24 protein-coding genes are annotated in these 24991 nt (G+C 42.9%); 13 read left to right on the top strand and 11 right to left on the bottom strand.

The window, feature by feature from the left end; genetic code table 11:
* Positions 1-623: 623 nt before the first annotated feature.
* On the bottom strand, positions 624-1625 hold the full coding sequence (locus tag CWD77_RS13610; protein WP_101074136.1) for an NAD(P)H-dependent amine dehydrogenase family protein: 1002 nt from the start codon (positions 1623-1625) through the stop codon (positions 624-626).
* A gap of 274 nt (positions 1626-1899) precedes the next feature.
* Between CWD77_RS13610 and CWD77_RS13605 the strand changes: the two genes are divergently transcribed.
* On the top strand, positions 1900-2157 hold the full coding sequence (locus CWD77_RS13605; RefSeq protein WP_101074135.1) for a hypothetical protein: 258 nt from the start codon (positions 1900-1902) through the stop codon (positions 2155-2157).
* Here the strand turns inward: CWD77_RS13605 and CWD77_RS13600 are convergent.
* The gene (locus tag CWD77_RS13600; RefSeq protein ID WP_101074134.1) at positions 2154-2492 is read right to left on the bottom strand and encodes a TraR/DksA C4-type zinc finger protein; all 339 of its coding nucleotides are present in this window, start codon (positions 2490-2492) and stop codon (positions 2154-2156) included. The genes CWD77_RS13605 and CWD77_RS13600 overlap by 4 nt on opposite strands.
* A gap of 69 nt (positions 2493-2561) precedes the next feature.
* Here CWD77_RS13600 and CWD77_RS13595 point away from each other — a divergent pair, with 69 nt between their 5' ends.
* Positions 2562-2918, top strand: a complete 357-nt coding sequence (locus CWD77_RS13595) for a hypothetical protein (RefSeq protein WP_101074133.1) — start codon at positions 2562-2564, stop codon at positions 2916-2918.
* A 136-nt stretch (positions 2919-3054) separates the two neighbouring features.
* Positions 3055-3546 carry a hypothetical protein gene (locus CWD77_RS13590; RefSeq protein WP_101074132.1) on the top strand — a complete coding sequence of 164 codons (492 nt, stop codon included), beginning with the start codon at positions 3055-3057 and terminating at the stop codon, positions 3544-3546.
* A gap of 72 nt (positions 3547-3618) precedes the next feature.
* On the opposite strand, the gene CWD77_RS13585 is transcribed toward CWD77_RS13590, so the two are convergent.
* The 3 genes from CWD77_RS13585 to CWD77_RS13575 all read right to left on the bottom strand — a co-directional run bounded on the left by CWD77_RS13585 (position 3619) and on the right by CWD77_RS13575 (position 8802).
* Positions 3619-5187 carry a Na+/H+ antiporter NhaC family protein gene (locus CWD77_RS13585; RefSeq protein WP_101074131.1) on the bottom strand — a complete coding sequence of 523 codons (1569 nt, stop codon included), beginning with the start codon at positions 5185-5187 and terminating at the stop codon, positions 3619-3621.
* A gap of 207 nt (positions 5188-5394) precedes the next feature.
* Positions 5395-8097, bottom strand: a complete 2703-nt coding sequence (locus CWD77_RS13580; protein WP_101074130.1) for a serine/threonine-protein kinase — start codon at positions 8095-8097, stop codon at positions 5395-5397.
* 144 nt (positions 8098-8241) lie between these two features.
* On the bottom strand, positions 8242-8802 hold the full coding sequence (locus tag CWD77_RS13575) for an ECF-type sigma factor (protein ID WP_276307528.1): 561 nt from the start codon (positions 8800-8802) through the stop codon (positions 8242-8244).
* A gap of 215 nt (positions 8803-9017) precedes the next feature.
* Between CWD77_RS13575 and CWD77_RS13570 the strand changes: the two genes are divergently transcribed.
* A complete protein-coding gene (locus tag CWD77_RS13570) occupies positions 9018-9860 on the top strand; it encodes an alpha/beta hydrolase family protein (RefSeq protein ID WP_133120242.1) in 843 nt (280 codons plus the stop codon).
* 131 nt (positions 9861-9991) lie between these two features.
* Here the strand turns inward: CWD77_RS13570 and CWD77_RS13565 are convergent, their stop codons facing one another.
* Positions 9992-10225 (bottom strand): hypothetical protein, encoded by a 234-nt coding sequence (locus tag CWD77_RS13565; RefSeq protein WP_101074127.1) that lies wholly within the window; start codon positions 10223-10225, stop codon positions 9992-9994.
* A 17-nt stretch (positions 10226-10242) separates the two neighbouring features.
* Here CWD77_RS13565 and CWD77_RS13560 point away from each other — a divergent pair, with 17 nt between their 5' ends.
* The 6 genes from CWD77_RS13560 (at position 10243) to CWD77_RS13535 (ending at position 15682) form a co-directional block, all read left to right on the top strand.
* Positions 10243-11640 carry a M28 family metallopeptidase gene (locus tag CWD77_RS13560; RefSeq protein WP_101074126.1) on the top strand — a complete coding sequence of 466 codons (1398 nt, stop codon included), beginning with the start codon at positions 10243-10245 and terminating at the stop codon, positions 11638-11640.
* A gap of 216 nt (positions 11641-11856) precedes the next feature.
* On the top strand, positions 11857-13287 hold the full coding sequence (locus tag CWD77_RS13555) for a pyridoxal phosphate-dependent decarboxylase family protein (protein WP_101074125.1): 1431 nt from the start codon (positions 11857-11859) through the stop codon (positions 13285-13287).
* A gap of 87 nt (positions 13288-13374) precedes the next feature.
* Complete coding sequence (locus tag CWD77_RS13550; RefSeq protein ID WP_101074124.1) at positions 13375-13581, top strand: MazE family transcriptional regulator; 207 nt, start codon at positions 13375-13377, stop codon at positions 13579-13581.
* A 4-nt stretch (positions 13582-13585) separates the two neighbouring features.
* Entirely contained in the window at positions 13586-13972 is a 387-nt protein-coding gene (locus tag CWD77_RS13545) for a type II toxin-antitoxin system death-on-curing family toxin (RefSeq protein ID WP_101074123.1), read from the top strand.
* A gap of 97 nt (positions 13973-14069) precedes the next feature.
* Positions 14070-14672: a hypothetical protein gene (locus CWD77_RS13540; protein WP_101074122.1), complete on the top strand. Its 603-nt coding sequence runs from the start codon at positions 14070-14072 to the stop codon at positions 14670-14672.
* A 77-nt stretch (positions 14673-14749) separates the two neighbouring features.
* Positions 14750-15682 carry a response regulator gene (locus tag CWD77_RS13535; protein WP_101074121.1) on the top strand — a complete coding sequence of 311 codons (933 nt, stop codon included), beginning with the start codon at positions 14750-14752 and terminating at the stop codon, positions 15680-15682.
* Here the strand turns inward: CWD77_RS13535 and CWD77_RS13530 are convergent.
* Entirely contained in the window at positions 15679-16647 is a 969-nt protein-coding gene (locus tag CWD77_RS13530) for a mechanosensitive ion channel family protein (RefSeq protein ID WP_101074120.1), read from the bottom strand. The two genes, CWD77_RS13535 and CWD77_RS13530, sit on opposite strands and share 4 nt — an antisense overlap.
* Before the next feature lie 153 nt (positions 16648-16800).
* Here CWD77_RS13530 and CWD77_RS13525 point away from each other — a divergent pair, with 153 nt between their 5' ends.
* Positions 16801-18216, top strand: coding sequence for an L-lactate MFS transporter (locus tag CWD77_RS13525; RefSeq protein ID WP_101074442.1), 1416 nt, complete (start codon positions 16801-16803; stop codon positions 18214-18216).
* Positions 18213-18353: an MFS transporter small subunit gene (locus CWD77_RS15580; protein WP_165779154.1), complete on the top strand. Its 141-nt coding sequence runs from the start codon at positions 18213-18215 to the stop codon at positions 18351-18353. The genes CWD77_RS13525 and CWD77_RS15580 overlap by 4 nt, the downstream gene beginning before the upstream one ends.
* A 251-nt stretch (positions 18354-18604) precedes the next feature.
* Here the strand turns inward: CWD77_RS15580 and CWD77_RS13520 are convergent, their stop codons facing one another.
* The 4 genes from CWD77_RS13520 to CWD77_RS13505 form a co-directional block, all read right to left on the bottom strand.
* Positions 18605-21064: a glycogen/starch/alpha-glucan phosphorylase gene (locus CWD77_RS13520; RefSeq protein ID WP_101074119.1), complete on the bottom strand. Its 2460-nt coding sequence runs from the start codon at positions 21062-21064 to the stop codon at positions 18605-18607.
* A gap of 69 nt (positions 21065-21133) precedes the next feature.
* Complete coding sequence (ispE, locus tag CWD77_RS13515; protein ID WP_101074118.1) at positions 21134-22003, bottom strand: 4-(cytidine 5'-diphospho)-2-C-methyl-D-erythritol kinase; 870 nt, start codon at positions 22001-22003, stop codon at positions 21134-21136.
* Between the two features lie 30 nt (positions 22004-22033).
* Positions 22034-22291 carry a SemiSWEET transporter gene (locus CWD77_RS13510; RefSeq protein WP_101074441.1) on the bottom strand — a complete coding sequence of 86 codons (258 nt, stop codon included), beginning with the start codon at positions 22289-22291 and terminating at the stop codon, positions 22034-22036.
* A gap of 16 nt (positions 22292-22307) precedes the next feature.
* On the bottom strand, positions 22308-23732 hold the full coding sequence (locus CWD77_RS13505; RefSeq protein ID WP_101074117.1) for a CCA tRNA nucleotidyltransferase: 1425 nt from the start codon (positions 23730-23732) through the stop codon (positions 22308-22310).
* 96 nt (positions 23733-23828) lie between these two features.
* On the opposite strand from CWD77_RS13505, the gene CWD77_RS13500 reads away from it, so the two are divergent.
* A complete protein-coding gene (locus CWD77_RS13500; RefSeq protein ID WP_101074116.1) occupies positions 23829-24764 on the top strand; it encodes a cation diffusion facilitator family transporter in 936 nt (311 codons plus the stop codon).
* The last annotated feature ends 227 nt before the right edge of the window (positions 24765-24991 follow it).

Genomic DNA, 24991 nt, shown 5'->3' with positions numbered 1-24991 from the left:
TGAACTGAACGTTTTAGACAGGATTATTTTATCGTATTAACCGATTAATAGTGTTTGGTTGATAATGCTTTTTCTCAAATCTTTGTGTAGAACCGCCTCTATTTTGTTTAATAATATTAACCAAACACTCTATTCGGCGGCAATATGATATGAATTCAATTACCCCAGGTTCCGCCTCGCTACACCTGAGGCTATTTATATTTGACCCTTACAGGGCCTGTTTATTGAAAAACTAAATCTAATCCCCTGCCTCTGTGTTGTGTAATTCTTTCGATATAAGGAGAGATCGAAGGATGGTTGTTTAATGTTTTAGACAGGGTAATTTTATCGGTTTGGCAGAAGGATAGCTCCAAAGGAGCGACAGAACATAGCCTCGGGCGGGAGCCCGGGGTACTGAGACGGAAAACATCATGCGCCGAAAAGAGTGCATTGATCGAAGATCATAGTCATCAGAGGCGATACTACGATAAATTCATTTCGAACAATGGATTTTGAATCTGTTAAGAAGAGTCAATTGGTAAATCTCCCTTCTATGTGGGGATTTTACTGTGTTATGGGAAAGATCATAGGGAGTTAATAAAATTCCCGTCTGACCGCGCGAAACGGTCTGACGGGAATCTGATCTAAATATCAGAAAAATAGGCCGGAACAGGAACGTCCAGCATCGTTTTGAGTCCGGGTGTGGACGCTGTGGCAGATCGAACTGCATTCACGGTAATGGCGCAGGTGGCAACATCGCCATTCAATCCGCCATCAATTTCAGTCGTGATATTTGGCAATCCTTTGATCGTTATACGGTCGTAAGATTTCTCTTCACCAACAGCAGCACGGAAAACCAGTTTGATCTTCTCTACACCATTAATAAAACCTGAACCAACCTGTTCTACGCCGGCAGGATTTCCTTTCTCAATCGGTTTATACCCATTGGTGATTTTATCTCTGGCAATGACAGGATCCAGAGTTTCACGATTTTCGTCCAGAACCCAACCCATCGCGTGTGCAATCAGGTCTACTGATTCAGGCAGACCTACATGGCGAAGGCTTCCATCATCCTTTTTAGTCTGGAATTCTTCGTGAGTAAGAGCGGCTCCAATTTTTTGCTGGAATGGAATCCGGCGAACGGATGCATCCTGAACACGTTCAACGGTAATAGAATCCACTCGCTGACAAACAGAGGTGAAAGCTGATGGGAGATAGTCCATCAAAAATCCGGGATTTACACCGGTTCCAAGACAGGCTACGCTATTCTCCTTACAAACGGAGTCAATTTTGTTTGCTGCTTCGGGGTGCTGTTCCCACGGAAATGTGAGTTCCTCACAGGTTGAAACAATGTGAAGGCCTGCATTCGCTGCTTCCTCAACCTGAGAAACCAGTTTTTCAATAGAAGAAACAGTAGTTAGAACCGCTACCTCAGGTTTTTCAGGAGCGTTCGAAATTGCATCGTCCAGTGATTTGTAAACTGTTACATCAGATCGATTCGTATCAGCAATATCACTGATATTTTTACCGACTACTTCAGGGTTCAGGTCTACAAGACCCACTACGTTGATACCATCTCTGTCGGCCAGATATTGAAGCACCTGCTTCCCGAGTGCGCCGATTCCAATTTGAATTACATTAATCATAATTTGTTATGGTAGTTTAGTGAAATTATAATTCGATACTCTTTCAAGATAGGAAGTATTTAAGGTAAAAGTATCTATAACTCTTTGCCTGTAATAGCTTTTGAAATCTAAATAGACATAATTAAAAAATTAGTTCGAAAATAAAGGAGAGGTAAATTTTTTATGCTTTAAGAGCACTTTTCGATAGTGATTTTTTTGTTCTTAAAGCAAGGGAGGAACGAATTGGGTACAGTTGAAGCTTCATTGGGTATGATTTTTAAATAACCACATTCCCATGACCTACGAAAAAAAATGGTGGCGCCACTCTATTATCGGTGTAATGCTGATTGGCCTTGCAGTAAATTTAATTGCCGAAGCTACAATTATAAAGAGTAATAGCCCGGATGAGTTTGATTTGGGACATATGGCCTTGTGGTTTTGGATCGGCTTATTTGGGATTGGCTCGCTGAATGCCGGGATATCATTTATTGCTGATGCGGTAAAACAGCGAATTTATATGGAAATGAAGAAAGAAAAAGTTCAGCAGAACTAAGGACGATTTGCACATTTTACACAGCGGGTAGTGTAGGGCATAATCTTCAATCGGCCGAAGGGAATTTCTTCTCCACACTTCAGGCATGTTCCAAGTTTACCCTCTTTACTTCTCTCTTTTGCCCTTTCAAGTTTTTGGAGGATCTTCTTTTTTTCCCGAAGGGCACTTTCATTAATGGTTTTATTGTTGATGGCATCCATTCGTGAGAGTCTGCCAATGGAGTTATCGAGTGAAATTGGTTTGGTGAGCTCAATCAACTCTTTGACTTCCACTTTTGTAGATTCAATTTGATCGTGAATGATCTCTAAAAGCTCTTCTTTTTCTTGTTCAGTCATTATTTAAAACTGATTAAATTACTTACGAGTGATAGAACAAATTCTGTATTTTGTTCGTACTATTAAAGAATGCGAAAGGTACCCAAAATATTACTCAATTTTTGTCTTGCAGCTACTATTGCCATCCTCAGTGGAATAGCTGTTGGATCTGAATTCCAGAAGAATGACTTTTATGCCGGGATTGAAGTTAATGACGTATCCGGCAGTAAAGATCTGCTTTTTTCCACTCCATATCCTGCGCTGCTTTTATCAGAGATTATGGTTGATAGCGGTTCTGAAATTGAACCGAAAGAATCAGGCTCTGCATCTTTTTTAAATACTGCTGATCTCAGTTTTGATAACAACGCATACCTTAAGAAATCAAAACGGATTTTAACAAGCCTTACGATTCAGGATCTGATTTTCCCATTCCATACACACTTCTGAACCCATCTTTAATCCGGGAAACCTCCCGGATCACACTTCTATAAATATTTCAATCAACTGCATCAGAGTTCTTTTTTAATGAAAGGCTGCATATGGGATTGGAATACCTAATCAAGAATTTAAAAATATCAGAAAGATGGAAACAGATTTAACTTCAATTATTATTGGTTTAGCTTCACTGGCAGTATTTTTAGTACCAATAGGCTATTATCAACTTCATGAAAAGAAAGGCCTCAAAGAGGTAAAAAAACTATTTTTAAAGAAAGCGGATGACCTTGGTTTTCAAACCGGAGATATTGAGATTCTCCGAAATCATGCCGCGATAGGCATGGATAAAAACCATGAAGAGCTGCTTTATCTACATGAAAATCAGTTTGAATTGATCGAGTTGGCTGATGTGGTTCACTGTTCAATATATTCAAATCATAAAAAGGATTTGGATAGTGGTGATGGAGTTATTCAGCAAATTGGAATCCATATGAAGCTTCAAAAAGGGTTGAGCATTAAGCTTCCAATTTTTGAAGGTAAGGAAGGTACTTTGTTTGGTGATGAACGCTTGATCACCCAGCATTGGATTGGAAAAATAAATTCAGCCCACAATGAGCTTGATACTGCTATAAAAGCATAAATGAGAAATCAAATTGACACCTGTCCGTCAGTAATTGAGGAGAGGTGTCAAATTTGTAATGGAAAAATACTTTTATACAAATAACACAACCATGACTGCATAACTGATCATGGCTAAAACACCCGCCATTATGGCAATCGGAAGCTGTGTGGTTACGTGATCCATCAGATCACAACCGGTTGAGAGTGAACTGAGGATGGTAGTATCAGAAATAGGGGAGCATTGATCGCCCATTACACTGCCGCCGATAACCGCAGCAAAACAGAGCTGCAGGAAGAAGATGTCTTCCGGAACCACGGCCCAGGCAAGCGGAACAGCAATTGGAAAAACGACAGCGTAGGTTCCCCAGGAGGTTCCGGTGGAAAAGGCGATCAGCATGCACAGGATCATCAACACACCGGGCAAAAACGCGGGCCATACCAGGTCGCCGATCATCATCACAACGTAATTGGCCGTTCCAACAGCATCAGCAACCTCTTTCAGAGTAACAGCAAGAGCCAAAATAATGGCCCCAATGGTGACACCTTTACAGCCGTCAATGAAACCGTTAATGGCAACCTGCAGACTCATCCCCTTTGCTATGGCAATTCCAATTCCTGCAAGCACTGCAAGCACAAATGCCTCGGCAATCAACAATGTGGGTTCGTCCGATCCAAGAATAAAAAAGGTGTAGAGGTAGGGAATGATAGCGATGCCCAAAAGTGCACCAATCGGGCCGAAAAAGTCAATCAGGCCGGGTTTATATCCACTTGGAATTTTGCTTTGTGTCAGTTCATCGGCTGCCATAGGTGTAGCCCCTTTTCGATCGAGTGTTCCCTTGGTTCGGGAACGTTCTATGGCTTTTCGCATCTTTTTGCCGGGAATCCACGGCAATTTTTCGATGGCAAATAACAGCGTGATGAGAATTGCAAAAATAGCGTAAAAATTATAGGGCAAGGAGGCGAGGAAAAATTGAATTCCGTCGTTTGCAGTTTCAAAAATGGAAATGGTGCCAAGAACAAGCCCGGCTACATAAATGGGCCAAACATTAAAAGGAATCAGCGTAGCGGCAGGTGATGCCGTACTGTCTACCATATAAGAGAGCTCTTCGTGTGAAACCTTATGCTTATCGGCTATCGGCCTCACTGTTGCTCCGGTTAATACCGTACTGATGGTTCCGCCCTGGTGAAAAACCAGTCCCATCAGCCAGGTAAAAAACTTTGCAGACCTAGGCCCGACAACCATTTTTTCTGATGCCCACTTGGCAAAAACCTCAGCTCCACCGGTACGGGTCCAAATTCCAATCAGTCCGCCCAAAGCCCAAAGATAAACCAGCAGGATTAATGCAAAACTTTCAGTTCCGATGGAAGGGATCAGAAAGTCCTGTACGATATTCAATTGCCCGGCGATAACGCCACCCAGAAAAATACCGATAAACAGCGCACTCACAACTTCGCGAGTCCAGAAAGCGAGCAGGATGGCAACCAGTGGAGGCATGACCGACCAAAATCCGAAATGTCCATCCTGTTCCGGGAAACTGCCCCAGTTCAATGCATAATATACACCTGCTATAACCAGAGCCATAAAAGCTCCGAAATAGATTCTCCGTCGAATCTCGGGGGTTTTCCACTTTTGTACTGTATCCTCTAAAAAATTGCTCATGTGTATGGTATGGTATTTATTTGTGCGGCTATAAAATAAGAGATCACAATACAAATGCTCGACTCTTTTTGAAAAGAGATGTTAATAAAAAGTGGTTGCGGCAGAATTTGTTACGAAGAGCAGTTTACTGAAATTTAGTTCTAAACTTTTTATTTACAATGCTCGTAACTCAGGTCCACTGATGAGACAGTTTTGGGATGGAAAGGATTAAAGTGCTGCTAATTCATTTTCAAAAAGTTCGGCCTGTTCTATTTTGTCCCAGTCTCGGTACAGTGCAATTAAATGCTGAAGTGCACGTCGATAATAGGAACTTGAGATATTGTCACTTTCAGCAAAAAAATTGTAAGCGTTTAAAAGATGCACTTCGGAATCAGAATAATGGCCTGTTTCCAGAAGTGCCCGGCCAATATTATGCTGAACTCTTGCGATGGTAAATTTGGCGGAAGGTGAGATTTCCCGGTACATTTTCAGGGCATTTGTGAAGTGAGGTACGGCATCTACCGGTCGGTCGGTATTCAAGTAAAAATAACCCAGCCTGTTGTAGGAAATTGCCAGATCGATATTCCCGTCTGGGTAGAGTCTTTGCCGCATTTGCATGGATTCAAGGAAAAATTCTTCAGCCCTATCCGGATTACCGCCTTGCTGATAGATATCCCCAAGAATTGCCAGTGTATTGGCGATATGGGTATGATCTTCATCGTAAATGGCAGTTAGAATTTCAAGCGACCTGTTGGCCGCATCTTCAGCTGCATCAAAGTCCTTTTTCTCTCTTAAAACTCCGGCCAAAACGTTCAGACTTCGGGATACATTGCTGTGATTTTCTCCATATACACTTTCCCTTATACGGATAGACTCCCTGATCATCTCTTCAGCTTCATCCAATTTGCCCTGTTTTTGAAGAAGATCTCCAAGATTATTCAAATAAATTGCGACGTCCGAATGATCCTCGCCTTGTAATACCCTTACAGCATCAAGTCCCTCTCGATAGTAGTGTTCTGCTTCATCTATTTTCCCTCTTTCAGCCAGTAGGAATGCGAGATTATTCAGGCTGTAGGTTACCTTTGAATGGATGGGACCGTAGTAAGCTTTCCGCGCTTCCAGATTTTCGCGATATATGTTTTCGGCTTCGTCAAGTCGTCCCAGGTCTTTAAGTACCAGCGCATAATTGTTCAGGCTGGTAAATACATCGGGATGATTATCACCATGCAGTCGCTTTCGCATTTCAAGTGCTTCATACAGGTAGGGTTCCGCCAGAAGATCCTCATCTACCGACCAGTATACAGATCCAAGGGCATTGAGTGTGAATGCGATGTCAGGATGGTCATCAGGGAGGTGTTTCCGCTGAAGTTCAAGAGATTCTTTAAGGAGGGGAGCTGCTTTATCAGGCATCACCATTCCCCTGAATGAACTGCCAATGGCATAGAGCATGTCCGCCTGTAAAAGCGGCTGGTCTGAAAGGTTTTCGGCGCGTTCGATTCCAATCTCAAGAAGATCTATCGCAGTCAGAATTTCTCCCTGGGCATTCACTGGGTTCCCGGCACTGAAAAGACTGGTAAGAAAGTCGACCGCCTGTTCCGCTTTATTTCGTTCGAGCTCTGCGATATTTCGCTCCTGAGTGATATTCCAGGTATATATGAATGAAAAGCCAACGATTGTGATCAAGAAAAGGGCTGCAATTGACAGGATATTACGATTTCTTCTCATGAATTTGTTCATCCTGTAGCGAGCTGAATCGGATTTGGCTAACAAGGGTTTGCCGGCTTCAAACCGTTCCAATTCTTCGATTAGTTGACTCACCGAATTGTATCTATATCGGGGATCCTTACGCAGCGATTTCAAAACCATTGCATCCAGTTCAGCTTCGAGTGGTTTTATCAGTGATGTTATATTTGCAGAACGGGATTTTGCAATGTCGTCAATGTTGCCACTTTCTTTTATAGCTCGGCTGGGTGGAAGAGGATCACGTTCGAGGATGATCTGTTCAATATCATGGATATTTTTTTCGTCTAAATCGAAAGGATATGTATCTGTGAGGAGGTAATGCAACAGTACACCCAGGGAATATACATCGGTGGATGTAGTTATCTGATCACCCCGTACCTGTTCGGGCGAGGCGTAATACGGTGTCCAGAACTTTTGCCCGGGCAGTGTCTCTGTCAGATCAAGCTGTGAACGCTCGCTATCCAAGAGTTTGGCAATTCCAAAGTCCAGAATTTTAACAACACCGTTAGTCGTCACATAGATATTTGGCGCTTTCAGATCACGATGGATTACCAGGTTTTTATGTGCAAAATCTATGGCTCGACAGATTTGCGCAAAGATTTTTATCCGCTCGGCAAGAATCAGTTTCTTTTCATTACAGTATTCATGAATAGGTTTGCCCTCAATCAATTCCATAACCAGGTAGGGCAGTCCTTCATTTGTGAAACCGCCATCGTAGATCTGACCAATATTCGGATGATTCAAAGATGCCAGAATTTCTCTCTCTATTCTGAAACGATGAATGTTTTCATCTGAATCAAATCCACTTTTTAAAATTTTGACAGCTACTTCATGATTGAATTCGCCATCGGTCCTGCTGGCCTTAAAAACCACTCCCATCCCGCCAACAGCCAGCAATTGTGTAATGTTGTAGTTGCCTACCTTCTTGCCGATATAACTTTTTTTGGTCTCGGAGAGGGAGAAATCAGAAGTGAGTTCAGATAGAAGCTTTTCTCCGTCAAGCTTCACATTTTGCATAAAATGTTCTGCCTCAGCCTCTTCAATCAGGGAGAGCATTTCCAGAACCTCGTTTGCGATGGCCGGTTTCTCCTCAAGAATTATTTTCAGATATACGTCCCTCTCATCTCCCGAATAGGTTAGGGCTTCATCAACTACGGATTTGATAAGATTCCAGTGTCTCTTATTCACGGTAATCCTACTTCAGGTTGAAAAGTGATGTATTAAGAGCCGAGACTGTGTGGTCTTCGTCTAACATGCTGATTTCAGGCTCTCTCTATGCTTTTGGAAACCTAAGCCTGACTGAAGTAATCAAATCAATTTTAAAATAAAAATCTACTTATTCCTTTTTAGCTCCTTGTACAGCCAGGCGCGGGCTTTTGCCCAGTCTCTGTAAACGGTTCGTGATGAGAGGTCCAGTACATCTGCAATATCATCAAAACTCATTTCACCGAAATAGTGCATTTCCACAATCTCTGCAAGCCTTTCATCCAGTTGTGAAAGACGATTAAGTGCCTCGTCGATTTCAAGGAGTTCCTTCGCTTCGTCATCTACTTTCATTAACTCGTCGATATAGGTTATCGGCTGCATTTTGCCACCGCGCTTTTTTCTGTCGCGGGTCCGGGCATAGTCAATCAGTATCTGACGCATTGCGCGGGAGGTAATTGCAAAAAAGTGACGACGATTTTTAAGGTTCAGGGATTTTTGACCGGCTAGCTTTAAATAGACTTCATGAACCAAATCGGTTTTTGAATAGGTATGCTCTTTCGACTCAACTGAAATTTCTCTCCATGCAATATGATGTAACCGATCATAAACGATGGAAAAGAGCTTATCGTAGGCTTCCTTTGAGCCGCTCCTTATTTCATGCAATAATTGTGTTATTTCATTTCCCACTTCAAAAAAATTGAATGACAATCATCTGTAAAATCTAATTACCCGATATCAACCTAAATTTTAAAAGTATATGTCAGTTTTTAGGCTAAAGTGTCGCTTTATAATCGAAACCCCACCCAATTTGGGGAAAGGATTGAATAGAAAGGGGATTCGTTGATTGAACTGATAAAGTACTTAATAATAATATCATGAGGTTTAAAATGAAATCAAGTCTTTTGAAAAAAACGATCTTTAAATCAGGCAGAGATAATTGGTACTGGCCGCACTGCACAGAAGAGCCGTCTCACTGGAAGAAAACAATGTTTTTTAATCCAAATGGTGCAAGATTGACAGGTCTGTACTCACCGGCCGTTAAAAACTCAAAAGGAGTAATTGTCTGCGGGCATCCTATGCATCCCCTCGCAAAAGGCTATTATCTAAAAACCGGACATGCCGGCCGTTTAAAATCGGCCGGTTATGATGTATTTCTATTCGATTTTAATGGGTTTGGTGAAAGCGATGATGCATCGCTTGATTTTGCAGGTGATATTCTGGCGGCAGCAAAAGAAGCGTCACGTATATCTGGAAAGCAAAAGGTTGGGTATTATGGAGTTTCATTCGGTGCCGCCTGGTGTATTTGCGCCATGAAAAAAAGACATAATATTGAATCCGCTTTCCTGGAGCGTCCATTTACAACTCTTGAAGAGTTTTGCAGAGAAGATTTAAAATCATGTCTGATTCTTAAAATGCTAAAGTATCTCAATCCAAAAATGTTAAATGGATTGAATCCCATAAATCATGCTTTCGATGTTGCCGGGGTAAACAGAATTCAATTGGTTTATGCTGAAGGAGATCGAAGAACACCCCCGGTAACCGGAGAGAAGTTCTTGAAAAATTTTGATATTGAGAATAACTATAAGTCAGAACAGGTATCGTGGTTTCGGCTTCCAACAGTTGATGTTGATATTAAAATTTTACCAAAATCACCGGTTAGAAGAGATAAAGTAGATGCTGATTATTTTAATTTCCTGGCCGATTTTTTTGATCGATCACTGAACTGTATTGAAACAGCTTATTAAAATAAGATGTTTTAAAACATAAATTAGTCTGCAACCAAAACTGAATGGTTGGTTAGAAAAAACTCAGGTTTTTTTGTGCCGGTTGTTATAACCGGATAGGTCTTTGAATGAGCATTTAAATCGAGATGATCTCATCCTACTTGGTAGGTAATGCTTAATTCAACTGTTTTACTGTTCACTCTTCTGACCAATTCCCCGTGATCTCCTAAAATGCTTTTTGCTTTATCTACCACTCCACAAATATCATAGACATTTCCGTTGGTTATCCGGAGAAACGGATAGTTGTAAAAATTTACTTCCAAAACTCTCTGGTGTTGATATTCTGCCAAAGAACCCACTAATTCACTATGTTCTTTTTTGCTCATTAACCAATCAAACAGATATGAAATCGATTGCTACAACAACACTTCTTTTTTTAATAATGCTTACGGCCGGAACTGTTCAGGCTCAAACCAACGCCAATAGCGGGTTCTCCTCTCCTCCGCAATATCAGCCTTTTCTGAAACAGCTGGCTGATGATGTCTCTGCAGACTACATTGAAGACTATAACCGTACGCTGGCCGATTTTGATAACCGGCATACGATGTCTGATACAACATCGAATACCAAAGGTATTGGTGCAGCCCGCAGATGGATTAAAGCAGAGTTTGATAAAATATCTGAAGAGTGTGGCGGCTGCCTGGAAGTGTTCTATGTTAGCGGAACTGTTGGGGGCGAAAATCGGATCCCCGATCCCGTAGAGATTGTAAACGTGGTTGCCGTGCAGCGTGGTACGGCCGATCCAAGCCGTGTTGTGATGATGACAGGGGATATCGATTCACGAGCTTCGGATGTGATGGATGCGGAAACAGATTCTCCCGGCGCTAACGACAATGCATCGGGTATGGCCGGTACGATTGAAGCGGCAAGGGTTCTCTCCAAACACGATTTTTCCGGCACAATTGTTTACGCGGGACTCTCCGGAGAGGAGCAAGGATTGTTTGGCGGACAAATTCTGGCCGATTATGCCATCGAAAATGAGTGGAGAATTCAGGCGGTGTTGAATAACGACATGATTGGAAACATCGAGGGAATCAATGGAATTATCAACAATACCACAGCCCGGGTCTTTTCTGAGGGAACACGTGCGGTGGAAACGGAGCGCGAAGCCAGAATCCGCCGATTTACAGGTGGTGAAGTGGATTCACCTTCAAGAAACCTGGCACGCTACATTCACGTGATGGGCGAGCAGTATATCGACAATCTTGACGTGATGATGATCTACCGGCTCGACCGCTTTGGACGCGGCGGGCATCATCGGCCGTTTAATGATGTGGGTTTTCCGGCTGTCCGAATAATGGAAACCAATGAGAACTATAACTGGCAGCATCAGGATATACGCACAGAAGATGGTATTGAGTACGGGGATGTGATTGAACACGTAGATTTTGACTATGCCGCAAAACTGACGGCACTGAATGTGGTTTCGCTGGCGGGTATGGCGAAAGCTCCGGCACCGCCTTCCAATGTGGAGATCAGCGGTGCGGTTCGTCCCAGCACTACTCTGAACTGGGATGAACTTGATTCCGGTCAAAATCCGCACCTGGAGGGATACAAAGTATACTGGCGACTGACAACTTCACCGGTGTGGACACACGGACGCCTGACGGGGGATGTTTCCGAATATACCCTCGAGAATATCGTAATTGATAACTACTACTTTGGCGTTGCCAGCGTTTCGGAAGAAGGATATGAAAGTCCCGTTGTCTTTCCGGGTCCGGCCGGTTCATTTGATCGATAGTTCTGCGAAAATTTCAATTCATAGTGTAAAGATCAATTTTGGACTCCTCATTTCCCCTCCTTCGCAAGGAGGGGTTCGGGGTGGTTGAACCTCTACTTCTACTTTTTTTAGTATTTGAAAAATTTCTTTGCTCTGCGGAAATCCGCGAAAACCTCAGCGCAACTCTGCGAGAAATAGAAATTTCATTTCCAATTCTACTTAAAATTTTAACCCACCATGAATTTAGACTTCACCCCCAAAGAGCTCGCCTCATACATCAAAAAAGCGGGCGAACTTGTCCGGGAAATTTATGAAGAGAAGCTGGACCGGCACGTATTTCCAGGTAAAACCCCCAAAGATGTTCAGGCTCTGTTTGATGAACCGTTGCCCGAACAGGGACTAAATGTGGAGGCACTGCTCGAGAAAGTTCGCAGTGATGTCATTGGTTCAGCTACAATGAATATTGGTCCGCACTACTATGGATATATCACAGGGGGTGGGAACCAGGTGGCAATTCTGGCGGAGATGATCAGCGCTTCGCTCAATCAAAACAATCTGAAGTGGCACTCTTCACCTATAAGTACAGAGCTGGAGAAATTGGTGGTGAACTGGGTGTCACAGTTTATAGGCTATTCAGATCAAGTTGCCGGTGCCATTCTGGATGGCGGGTCCACAGCAAATTTTAACTGTCTGGCCGTAGCCCGAAAAAATATGTCGCCTGAAAATCTTTCTGCAGAAGGAATGTATGGGATGAAACCAATGACCATTTATGTTTCGGAAGAAGGCCACTCCAGCTTCGATAAGGCAGTAGATGCCCTGGGCATTGGATTAAACAATTTGCGGAAAATTCCGGTGAATGATCAATTTCAAATTCGTCCCGACCTGCTTCGGCAACAGATTAAAAAGGATCGCAAAGACGGTCTCAACCCGATTTGTGTGATCGGTATTGCCGGAACTACAAATTCAGGTGCGGTTGATAATCTGGGGGTGCTTTCTGATGTCGCCAAAGAGGAGAAAATGTGGTATCACGTGGATGCAGCCTACGGCGGGCCGGCAGCGAAATTGCCGAGTGTACAGCATCTTTTTGATGGGATTGAAGAGGCAGACTCGGTTGTGGTGAATCCGCACAAATGGCTTTATGTGCCGTTTGAGGCTGCCTGTATTTTGGTAAAAGAGCCTGAAAAACTCCGACGAACATTCAGCCTGATTCCCGATTATCTCCGATCAAATGAAGATGAAGGCGGGCGCACAGACTTGATGGAATATCAGCTGCCGCTGACCAAAAGTTTTAAATCGCTCAAGGTTTGGATGACGCTGAAAGCCTTTGGTTCTAAACGTTTGAGAGAAACTATTCAGGGAGATATTGAGAATGCGCAGTATCTGCAGTCTTTGATCGAAAAATCGGATGACTTTGAAATGCTTGCTCCGGTACCTCTTTCGATCGCCTGTTTTCAATATGCTCCCGCCGGACTGAGTGAAGAAGAGACAGATGAGTTAAATAGAAAACTGGCTCATGCCATCGAACAGGATGGTCGAATATTTCTCACGGCTACGAAAATCAGAGGCAAAACAGCGCTGCGCACCTGCTTCATCAACCCAAGAACGACAAAAAAGGATGTGGAGTGGATTCCTGAAGTGATACGGGATTTGGCTGGAAAGGTAGATTAGTAGAGATTTTTATCAGCTACATACTTTTATAGAAGGTTTTACGTATAATCATTGTAAGAACATAATAAGAACAAAATTTTCTAAGAAATGATTAAAAAGCTTCAAAAAATAGGTAATAGTCGTGGTATCCTTTTAGAAAAACCTCTGCTCAAATTGCTTAAAGTTGAAAATGACGATAGTGTAGAAATTGTACCACATGAAGATGGGCTTTTGATTAAAAAATTGGATGTTCAATCTGCATACAATGAGGTTAGTAAGAAGCATCGCAAATCTTTAGATAAACTTGCTGAGTAAAACGATGCCACATTTCCTTACTCTGGATGACATACTGTTCATTCACAGACAAGAAATAAAATTGGCGTGTGGAGAGACCAATATTCGGGATAAGGAAGGTGTCAGGGCATGTGTAGATGCACCTCAAGCAACTTTTGGAGAGGATTATTTGCAAGACATCTTTGGAATGGCAGCAAGTTATTTGACTTGTTTGGTTATTCGGCATCCATTTGTTGATGGGAATAAGCGAGCTGCACTGGCCTCCGCACTGACATTTCTATATCTAAATGGTTACAGTGTTAACGAAGAATTCGATTTAGAGTTAGCAAGGTTAGTTCTTGATTTTCTTGCAAAAAAGAAGTCTAAAGAGGATGTTGTTGAACATTTTAGATCAAAGGCTTTTAAGCGGTAAAGACTTGAATCCTTAAAAATGGGTTTTCACCTGAAAGTGAAATGCAGAGAAATCACTTCAGTATATTAATTCAACTTCCTTTAACCATAACCACTGTATGAAATCATTTCTAATTGCACTCCTCTCAATGTTGATCTTAACCTCTTGTGGGCAGCCTGAATCCGAAGAAACGGCAGCGGAACCGGAGCCCTTTGAACAGTTTTACAATGCACTGGCAGAACAGTGCGGAAATGCCTATCCGGGCGGTTTAACACAGGAACCCGAAGGCGATGAGATGCTTACCGGTACGGAACTTCTTGTCGTCCACTTCAGAGAGTGTGATGAAAATCAGCTGAAAGTACCCTTTCACATTGAGCTGGAAGAAGATGAGGACTGGGATCGGTCCCGAACCTGGATTTTCACAAAACACGATGATGGTCTTGAGCTCCGTCACGATCACAGAGAACGCGATGGCAGTGAAGACGAAGTAACTATGTATGGTGGATTTTCCGTTGGTGAGGGAACAGCAATCCGGCAGGAGTTTCAATCAGTAGAAAGAACGGAAGAGTCGGGGATATTCCGGGGCTGGCGAATTGAAATCGTGCCGGGCGATCGCTACACATATGGAACCATTCGTGGTGAGGAGTGGTCGTGGAGAGTGGATTTTGACCTGAGTGAACCCATGGAAGAATTGCCGCCGGCACCATGGGGTCATGAATAAAGTATAGCCAGTTTTCGTTACCTTAATTCATACCTCAGATCAATTTTAATTATTTGAATGGATTAATTGGTTACTGGATGATGAAGTACAAAATATTAGTAATTGATGATGATAAGATGACTCATCTGGTTGTAAAAAACCTGCTGGGTGAAGATTATGAAATTCTGCAGGCTTTTGACACACAAGAGGCGGTAAACCTGCTCGATGGAGAGAGTGTCAACTTGATCATGTCTGATATTCATATGCCGGGAGTGGATGGCTTGGAATTTCTGGAATCTCTGATGGCAGATTCAGAGAAGCGAAATATCCCGGTACTTATTATGACCGGTAAACCCACCGTTGAGAAAGAAAAAAAAGCCTTAGATCTCGGAGCTGCAGAATTCATCAGAAAAGAGCAGTTTAAAACGGAGCGAGAGGCGACGCTGGAAAGAATTCAGGCGAAGCTGGTTACAACGATTGAAATGGAGCTGCCGGCCTATCTGCAGTTCAATAAAAAAGAGTTTGTTAAAAAGCTGATGGATGAGGTCTATTTGGGCAACTTCTTTGAAGTAGCCCGGAAATTGAGTGAAATGTCACTTAATATTTTCAATATAGATCATACCTATTTCTGGACTATTCACGATGGAGACCCTCGAATGATTCACGCTATGGGTAAAGAAGAACTTCATCAATTTGGTCCCGATGAACTGTTGTCTGAACCAACCTACAGGACTTTTTTGACTGAGAAAAAACCCTATCTAAGTAATCACGTTTTCGGTGATAGTGATAAAGGAATATTTAAGGAGGCATCAAAAAAAGTAAACCTCCCGGCAGAAATCGGGATCCCGCTCTACAAAATGACCGATAAACAGTTTCTGAAAGCGGGAAGAAAAATTCCACCCGGAACCGAACTGTTTGCTTATATCGTACTAAAACGGAATAAACTCTTCTCAACGAAAGAGTTTAAACTACTGATGAGTCTATATATACAGGCAGGAACCATTCTTTGGAGAATGTACCAGAAAATTTAATCGTTCGAACTACTTCTCTGTTTATCAGATTCCTCGCCATTATCATCCGGTTGCTTTTTCTCGGATAACTCGTTTTTAACCGGCAGATTTACGGATGAGCGTACGTGAAGATCGCGCTGCGGGAATGGGATTTCTATCTCATACTCTTTGAATTTTCGTACGATGGCTTGATTCAGTTCATTCCGAACACGTGGGTAGTGTTTAACATCGGGGATCCAGGCCCGAAGCTCCATATCCCAGGCAGAATCACCAAATGAGACCAGGTGAATCTGTGGTTCGGGATTTTTAATCACGGTTTCGTTTTCATCTGCCACTTCCCGGAGAGCTTTTATTACAGTGTCAAGATCAGAACCGTATGATACTCCCACTTCAACATCAAGTCGATACTCGGGATCACCGTGCGAGTAGTTGATTACATTGCTCGACACAAATTCAGAGTTTGGAACAATGATCGACACTTTGTTTAGCGTCCGAATTTTAGTAGCCCGGATATTAATCTCAAGTACGTCTCCTTCAATATCTGCCACCATAACACGGTCGCCTACACTGATTGGACGCTCGAAAAGTACAATCAGACCCGATATAAAGTTAGAAGTGATGTTCTGAAGGCCAAAACCAATACCCACGGACAGGAAACCGAAAATAACGGCAAGGCTGCTGAGATTGATACCAATGAATTGAAACGAGATCAGAACACCTATGGTAACAATGATATATTGAGATATCCGGGCAAGAGTGTATCGTAAACCAGACTCAATTTCAAACCGCTGCAGAACTCGTTTGAGAAGTATTCCTTTTATGACTCTGCTTGCAATTATGAATGCAATCAGGAAAAGGAAAAAGATGATTAACGTAAGCAGACTGACCTGTGTGTCCTGCAGCTGAAACAGTGTGGTGGTGAGAAGGTCACGTCCAGAGCTGAAAATCTCTGAGTAGGATTGCTCAAAAAAGTTGCCGTCTTCCATAGTCGCAGACTGGTCTGTAAAAGTTGATTTATTAAGTTCTTAAAATATGAAAATTGACTTCTAATACAGAAGCTATCTTTTTTGACTTTGCAGGCTTGTTTGATTTTAGATTCAGATGATTTCTTTATATTGGTAAATATTCATCAGATGAGTATGTCACTGTTACTCTATCGGTTAAAAGATAAAGGCTTAAATATAATTCCATTGCACTCTTTTCTGGATCGAGAAAAAACGATTGCCCCTCCCGGGTATAGCCGATGGCTGATACCTCCGGCGGCATTGGCTATTCATCTGTCAATTGGCCAGGTCTACGCGTTCAGTGTTTTCAACTTGCCGCTGTCACAAATTATTGGAGTGACGGAATCTGCTCCCGGCGACTGGAAACTTACAACCATCGGATGGATTTTCTCCATCGCGATTGTTTTTCTGGGTTTATCTGCGGCAGTGTTTGGAAAATGGCTTGAGCGGGTTGGGCCAAGAAAAGCGATGTTTGCTGCAGCGCTCTGTTTTAGCGGAGGATTTTTTGTCTCGGCCCTTGGCGTACACCTGCACCAGATCTGGATTGTCTATCTCGGCTACGGTGTGCTGGGTGGAATTGGCTTGGGTATAGGATACATTTCACCGGTTTCAACACTTATTAAGTGGTTCCCTGACCGGCCCGGGATGGCGACAGGAATGGCAATTATGGGTTTCGGAGGCGGTGCCATGATTGGCTCCCCTCTCGCGGTTGCCCTGCTCGATTATTTTTCTACGGATGTATCGGTCGGTGTTTGGGAAACTTTTTTGGTGATGGGAGCCATCTATTTTGCACTGATGATGTTCGGTGTAATTACCATCAGAATTCCCCGTAAAGATTGGAAACCAGAAGGTTATGTCCCATCCACAAAGCCCAGAAAGCTTATTACCAGTAACCACGTAGATGCTGATACCGCGCTGAAAACTCCTCAATTCTGGCTTTTATGGGTTATTCTCTGTGTGAATGTGACAGCCGGTATCGGAGTGCTTGGGCAGGCATCGCCTATGATTCAGGAGATGTTTGAAGGAGTGATAACTGCAGAAGCTGCTGCCGGTTTTGTGGGACTGTTGAGTTTATTTAACCTCATCGGGCGCTTTTTCTGGTCATCACTTTCCGATAAAATTGGTCGTAAAACAGTTTATGCAATCTATTTTGGTCTTGGCATTTTAATGTATTCCCTCATCCCGTCGCTGGGTCGACTGGACACGGCAATCTTTTTCGTAGTCGGTTTTGGAATTATTATGAGTATGTATGGTGGTGGTTTTGCCACCGTCCCTGCCTATCTCAGGGATCTGTTCGGGACCTATCAGGTTGGCGCGATTCACGGAAGACTGCTAACGGCATGGGCAACAGCGGGGATTTTAGGGCCGGTACTTGTGAATTATATACGCGAAATACAGATCAATGCGGGTGTAGAGAAGGCAGAAGCTTATACTGTTACGATGTACATTATGGCCGGTTTATTACTCATCGGCTTATTCTGTAACTACCTTGTAAAAGAGGTGGATTCTAAATATCACCTGTTTAAAGACAAGGAGGAAGAATCAGAATGAGTGATGGTTCAATAAAAGAGATCGAAAAAACTCCGGTAATCTACATTGTATTGGCTTGGTTATTTGTCAGTATACCCTTGATGTGGGGAATTTATCAGGTAGTACTCCGCTCTATGCCGCTTTTTATGGGATCGTAGATATTTTAAAAATGTCCAATCAGTAAGAATGTATGTAACTGATTATCCGCATCAGTTACTCACTATGGTTTAGTTGATTTACTCTTCGAAACTCAGCGCCTCATTCTGCGAAAATCAGCGAGAAAAAAGATTATTTGTTGTTATTTAAAAACCGAAAAATGGACTACTGACCATCAGTTTCAAATAGAAAAGCCCTCCTGAAATCAGAAGGGCTTTTGAATTAGTTGGTTACAGAAAGTCAGTGAATGAAGTTACTTCTTCACTTCCACATCCCAGATTTCATCTGCATAATCTCTGATTGTACGGTCTGAGGAGAACTTACCCACTCGAGCTGTGTTGAGCAGCGCTTTGCGGTTCCATTCATCCTGGTCTTTGTATAGTTCATCCACTTCCGCCTGTTTCTTGACGTAAGCTTCATAATCTGCAAGTACAAGGAAGTAATCTCCTTTCTGCAGCAAAGCGTCAATGATCGGCTGATAAAGTTCCTTATCATCATTAAAGAACCCGTCTTTGATCTGATCCAATGCTTTTTTCAGCTCTTCGTTGGAGTTGTAGTAATCCCAGGGATTGTACCCTTCATGTCGGAGGCGCTCCACATCGTCCACGGTATTTCCAAAGATGAAGATGTTTTCATCACCCACTTCCTCTTTAATCTCCACATTGGCTCCATCGAGCGTTCCGATAGTCAGTGCACCGTTTAACGCAAACTTCATGTTGCCTGTTCCTGATGCTTCAAATCCTGCTGTTGAGATTTGTTCGGATAGGTTTGCCGATGGAATCATCTTCTCGGCAAGCGTTACACTATAGTTTTCTAGGAAAATGAATTTCAGCTTATCGCCTACATCCGAGTCGTTGTTGATCTTCTCTCCAATGTCATTCATCAGCTTAATGAAGAGCTTCGCCATTGTATACCCGGGAGCTGCTTTACCGGCAACTAAAATGGTGCGCGGTACATAATCTCCATCTGGATTTGCTTTGATACGGTTGTACTGTGTGATGGCATAGAGTGCCAGCATAAACTGACGCTTGTACTCGTGAATCCGCTTAATCTGAATGTCGAACATCGATTGGGTATTCACCTCAATACCTCGCTTCTCTTCGATGTAGTCTGCCATGCGCTGTTTGTTGTTCTGCTTCACCTTGGCAAACTTTTTCATGAATTTTTTGTCGTCCACAAACTTTTCCAGCTTTTTCAGCTGATCCAGATCGGTGACCCAATCCTCTCCAATTTCTCCGGTTATCAGGTCGGAGAGTTCACGGTTCGACTGTCGCAGCCATCGGCGAGGAGTGATTCCGTTTGTCTTATTGGTGAATTTCTCTGGGTAGATTTCATAGAAATCCTTGAAAAGAGTTTTCTTAATCAGGTTGCTGTGAAGTTCGGCAACACCATTTACTTTGTGCGATCCGACAATACCCAGCGACGCCATGTGAACGACCGGATCTTCGCCTTCACCAACAATTGAGAGGCGGCTGATCTTACCTTTGTCATCACCAATTTGATCGCTAATCTCATTCAAAAATCGTCGGTTGATTTCATAAATGATCTGCAGGTGACGGGGTAACAGACTTCTGAGAAGCGATACCGGCCATTTTTCAAGCGCCTCCGGTAAAAGAGTGTGATTGGTGTAAGCCATGGTTTTTTTCGTGATATCCCAGGCCAGATCCCAATTGAGACCCTCTTCATCAACCAAAATTCTCATCAATTCCGGAATGGCCAGATTTGGATGAGTATCGTTGCACTGAATGGCTACTTTATCGGGAAGTTTTCTCCAATCGTCGTTTGTTTTCTTAAATCGGCGGAGGATATCACGAACAGAGGCTGCAACCAGGAAAAACTCCTGCTTCAATCTCAACTCCTGACCTACAAAAACTTTGTCATTCGGATAGAGTACACGTGAAATATTTTCATTCAGCTGTGTGTCGCGAACCGCGTCGATGTACTGTCCCTGGTTGAAGCTCTTCAGGTCGATGGACGAGGATGATGAGGCTTTCCATAGACGTAAATTGTTTACAACTTCATTTTTATAACCGGGTATCGGTGTGTCGTAGGCAATAGCAAGAACATCATGTGTGTTGTCCCATCGGAAACGAAGGTCACCTTTATCATCATGATAGGCGTGTGAGTTTCCATAAAACGGAACATTGTATTGAATTTTCGGGCGAACAATGTCCCATGGATTTCCATAACGAAGCCAGAGATCCGGTTTTTCAATTTGATAGCCGTTCTCTATTTGCTGATAAAAAATCCCGTAGTCATAGCGAATTCCATAACCGATCGCCGGAATTCCAAGTGTGGCCATAGAGTCAAGAAAGCAGGCCGCAAGTCTTCCGAGTCCGCCATTTCCAAGACCGGCATCCCACTCTGCATTTCGCACTTTATCGTAGTCGAGGCCAACCTCTTTCATTGCTTCGGCTGCGACATCCTGCATTCCGAGATTGACAAGCATATTGTCGAGCAGTCGGCCGATCAGATATTCCATAGAGATATAATAAACTCTCTTCTCATCGTCGTTATAGTAGCGCTGTTGGGTGTTCAGCCAGCGATCATGCAGGCGATCCATAACGGAAAGTACTACACTTCGGTAGTTGTCCCACTCGGTTGAAGAGTACTTATCTTTGGCAAGCGTGTATCGCAAGTGCTGTTGAATATCTTCCTTAAATGAATCCACATCCATACCGGCGCGTGGGTCAGCTTTTTTATTTTTACCCATAATGTCAAATAATTAGTGATTCGATCGTTGAAGAAGCGCTGAACGTTGCAGCGAGTCTCTCCAAATTGTTTAGTCTTTTCTGTAAATGCCGTAATCGGGCTTAAAATTTGGTCTGGTTAGATTTGCTGGAAATCCAAGCTTATGAAACGATTCGTAAGCGTTAATTGCAACAAAATCTTGATCAAACACCCCGTAAACCGTGGAACCGCTTCCGCTCATCATGGCGAACTCAGCTCCAAATTCAAGCATTTGGTCTTTAATGTTACCAACCAGTTCGTGATTTGCAAAAACCGGGGCTTCCAGGTCGTTTTCCAATAAGAATTGCCATTGGTCGATCTCTTCTTCCAATAATACACCTTTTATGGAGAAATCGTGATCCGGATTGGGAACACATTTCTGATAAACTTCAGCAGTTGAGCTTTCAAAGTTTGGATACATCGTAACAATCCATGCATCGGGTTGAATGTCGGCCGGTTCAATATTGTGCCCCAAACCTGTGGCAATTCCCGGTGTTCCTTTAATGAAGAAAGGCACATCTGCGCCAAGTGTTCGTCCAAAGTCAATTAATTCACTATCTGATAATCCGGCATCTTCTAGTTTGTTCAGTATTCTTAGCGTTAAAGCTGCATTGCTGCTTCCGCCTCCCAATCCGGCCCCGGCGGGAATATTTTTAGTGATGTTGAAACTGTAGTGTTGATTCAATCCAACGTATTTATCAAAAAGATTGTAAGCCTGCGTGATCAGGTTTGAGCCGTCTGTTGGTATGGATTGATCGGATAACGTGAGCTGAAAGGATTTAGACTCTTCCACTTCAAATCGATCTTTCCACTCAATAAAGCATATGCCGGATTCAATTCGGTGATAACCTGTGGGGAGTTTCTCTAAAACATGAAGACCAAGATTAATTTTTCCGTACGAATTGGCAATCCACATATTCATGAAGTGTAGGTTGAAAGATTAAAGCTCAATTTAGTTTTTAAACGTTAGCTTAAAGAACAAAATACTGACAGCTAAAATTAAAGTGATGGCGTTTGCCAGGATAATTGGCAGATCTGAAATCATAATTCCGTAAATCAGCCAAAGCAGTACTCCGGTGCAAAAAATGGAGTACATCCCAAGTGAGAGATCTTTTGCAGACTTAGATTTCCAGGTCTTAATAACCTGAGGCAAAAAAGCTGCTGTGGTGCAAAATCCGGCTGCCAATCCAATGAAGGTCATAAGTTCCATTTTCGGTCGGGTTGGTTTAATTTTCAACTGAATTGACGTATTCTGATTTTATTTGCTGCAGATAATCATATGCGGCATCGTAATTATTTGGAATATCCCCATCAAGAATGGCGTTCTTGATTCGGTCTTTTACCTTACCAACAATGGGTCCGGGTTTTACACCAAGCTCCTGCATAATCTCGTCTCCGCCGATCGGATTTTTCCAGTTTCGCATCCGGTCTTTTTCTTCAACCTCAACTATTTTTTTCTCAACCCGGTCGAAGTTGTTGCGGTATTTTTTTCGCCGCCACTCATTTTTACTGGTAATATCGGCCCGGCAGAGAGTCATAAGGTCATCGATATCCTCTCCCGCTTCATATATCAGCCGTCGAACGGCGCTGTCGCTCACTTCCTCTGAAACAAGTGCAATGGGTCGCAAATGGAGTCGGACCAGTTTTTGAACGTAACGCATACGCTCATCGAGTGGCAGTCCCAATCGTTTAAAAATTCTTGGAACCCACTTGGCGCCGAGTGCATCATGCCCGTGAAAAGTCCATCCAATACCCTTTACAAATTTTTTGGTCGGGGGCTTGGCGATGTCGTGCATGATGGCAGCCCAGCGAAGCCAGAGATCATCACTCTTTTCAGCTGTGTTATCGAGAACTTTTAGAGTGTGCCAGAAATTGTCTTTATGACGCTGACCATTACGCTCATCCACTCCTATCAAATTTACCATCTCCGGGAAAAACTCCTTTAAAAGTCCGGTATTGAGCAGATGCGCGAATCCGATTGAAGGTTTGGGGCTGAGTACAATTTTGTTGAGCTCGTCCAGAATTCTCTCTTTTGAGATAATGGAAAGCCTATGTGCCATTTTGCTAATGGCTGCAAATGTGTCCCGGTCTATATCAAACTGAAGCTGCGTAGCAAAACGAACGGCACGCATCATCCGCAGCGGGTCGTCATCAAACGTTTGCTCCGGATCGATGGGAGTTCTGACGATTTTGTTCTTTAAGTCCTGAGTCCCGTTAAAGGGATCGTACAGAACTCCAAATTGATCAGGGTTTAGGCACCACGAAAGTGCATTAATCGTCAGGTCGCGCCGTAACTGATCATCTTCGAGAGTACCGTCTTCCACAATTGGTTTGCGCGAATCTCTGCGATAACTCTCTTTTCGGGCTCCCACAAACTCCAGATCTAAATCCTTATATTTAATCTGTGCGGTACCAAATTTTTTGAATATGGTGAGTTTACTTGTGTTGAGTTCATCGGCAATTTTTTTTGCCAATGCAATACCCGAACCGACCGTTACAAAATCGATGTCTGTGATATCATCAGGATTCAACCGTTGCAGGTAGTAGTCGCGTACATATCCGCCAACAACGAACACTTGTTGTCCGGCAGTTTCTGCGATGTTCCCGATGGTTTCAAAAATTTCTTTGTGTTGTTTTGGAATATCCAGCAAAACGAATCTTAATTTTTAATTAGCTTACTAAAATAAAAACTATCCGCATAGCATTCAGCTATTGTCCGGATTTCTTTTGAGTTAATATTTTATAGAATGACAGCATCTGCCAAAGTTAAAAATGCACTTCGGATCAGCCTGATTGTTTCATTTTTGTCTCTTGCTGTAAAAGTGGGGGCATTTCTGGTAACGGATTCAACTACGGCAATGTCTGACGCTGCAGAATCGATTGTTCATGTTCTAGCTGTTGGCTTTGTTTTATATGGGTATCACCTGAGTCTGAAACCGGCGGATGACAATCATCTATATGGTCATGAGCGGATTGAGTTTCTATCTGTTGGAGTTGAAGGTGTGGTCATTATTCTGGCAGGCATTACCATTCTTTTTTTAGCAATTCAGAATCTGATTACCGGATTTGAGCTCCAAAGTCTGGATACAGGGATTTATATGGTTGGGTTTGCGGCAGTGGTGAACCTGGTGCTTGGTTTGTATGTCCAAAAAGTTGGCCGGGAAGAGAACAGCATGATCGCCATTAGCAATGGTAAACATGTACTCACAGATGTCTGGACCAGCGGCGGCGTAATTTTAACACTGTTTTTGATCAGTATTACCGGTTGGATCTACCTCGATACCATTGTCAGTATTTCTATTGCATTCTACATTTCCTATGAAGGATTTAAGTTGATCCGTTATTCGGTGGATGGCATTATGGATGCGCGAAATCCCGCGGTGCATGATGCACTTGAAACAGTGCTGAATAGTGAACTACCCGCGGATGCTACGGGCTGGCATCATCTGCGTCATAGAACTTCGGGCTATACAACCTGGGTTGAGCTGCATGTTACATTCAAAAAAGAGATCAGCCTGCAAAAAGCCCATGATGAGGCTACCGTGTTGGAGCGAAAATTGATCGATGCACTGAAAAGTGATGCAATTGTTACGATTCACCTGGAACCGGAAGCACCACATGATGAATTGCACAAAGTGCTGAAAGGAGCCAATAAAAATCAAAGGTTTGACGATTTTGTTTGATGGGGCTGAACCTGAAATAAGTGTCATATTAAAACATGAAACCAGGATTTTAGAAAATCTCGTTTTTTAAAAAGTTCAATAATTCTGCAAAGATCCGCCAACCGGCGGATCAATCCAATTAGCACCGACTGCAAGTCGGGGTAAAAAGATTCAAAGAATTCAGAACCCTGAAGGGGTTCAATTCTACTCAGGCTAAACCAAATACTTCTCGTTAAAATCTATTTCGT

The sequence above is a fragment of the Rhodohalobacter barkolensis genome (genome assembly GCF_002834295.1).
GTDB lineage: Bacteria > Bacteroidota > Rhodothermia > Balneolales > Balneolaceae > Rhodohalobacter > Rhodohalobacter barkolensis.
The sequence above is the reverse complement of the archived record's forward strand: the minus strand, read 5'-3'. Positions and strand labels throughout refer to the sequence as shown.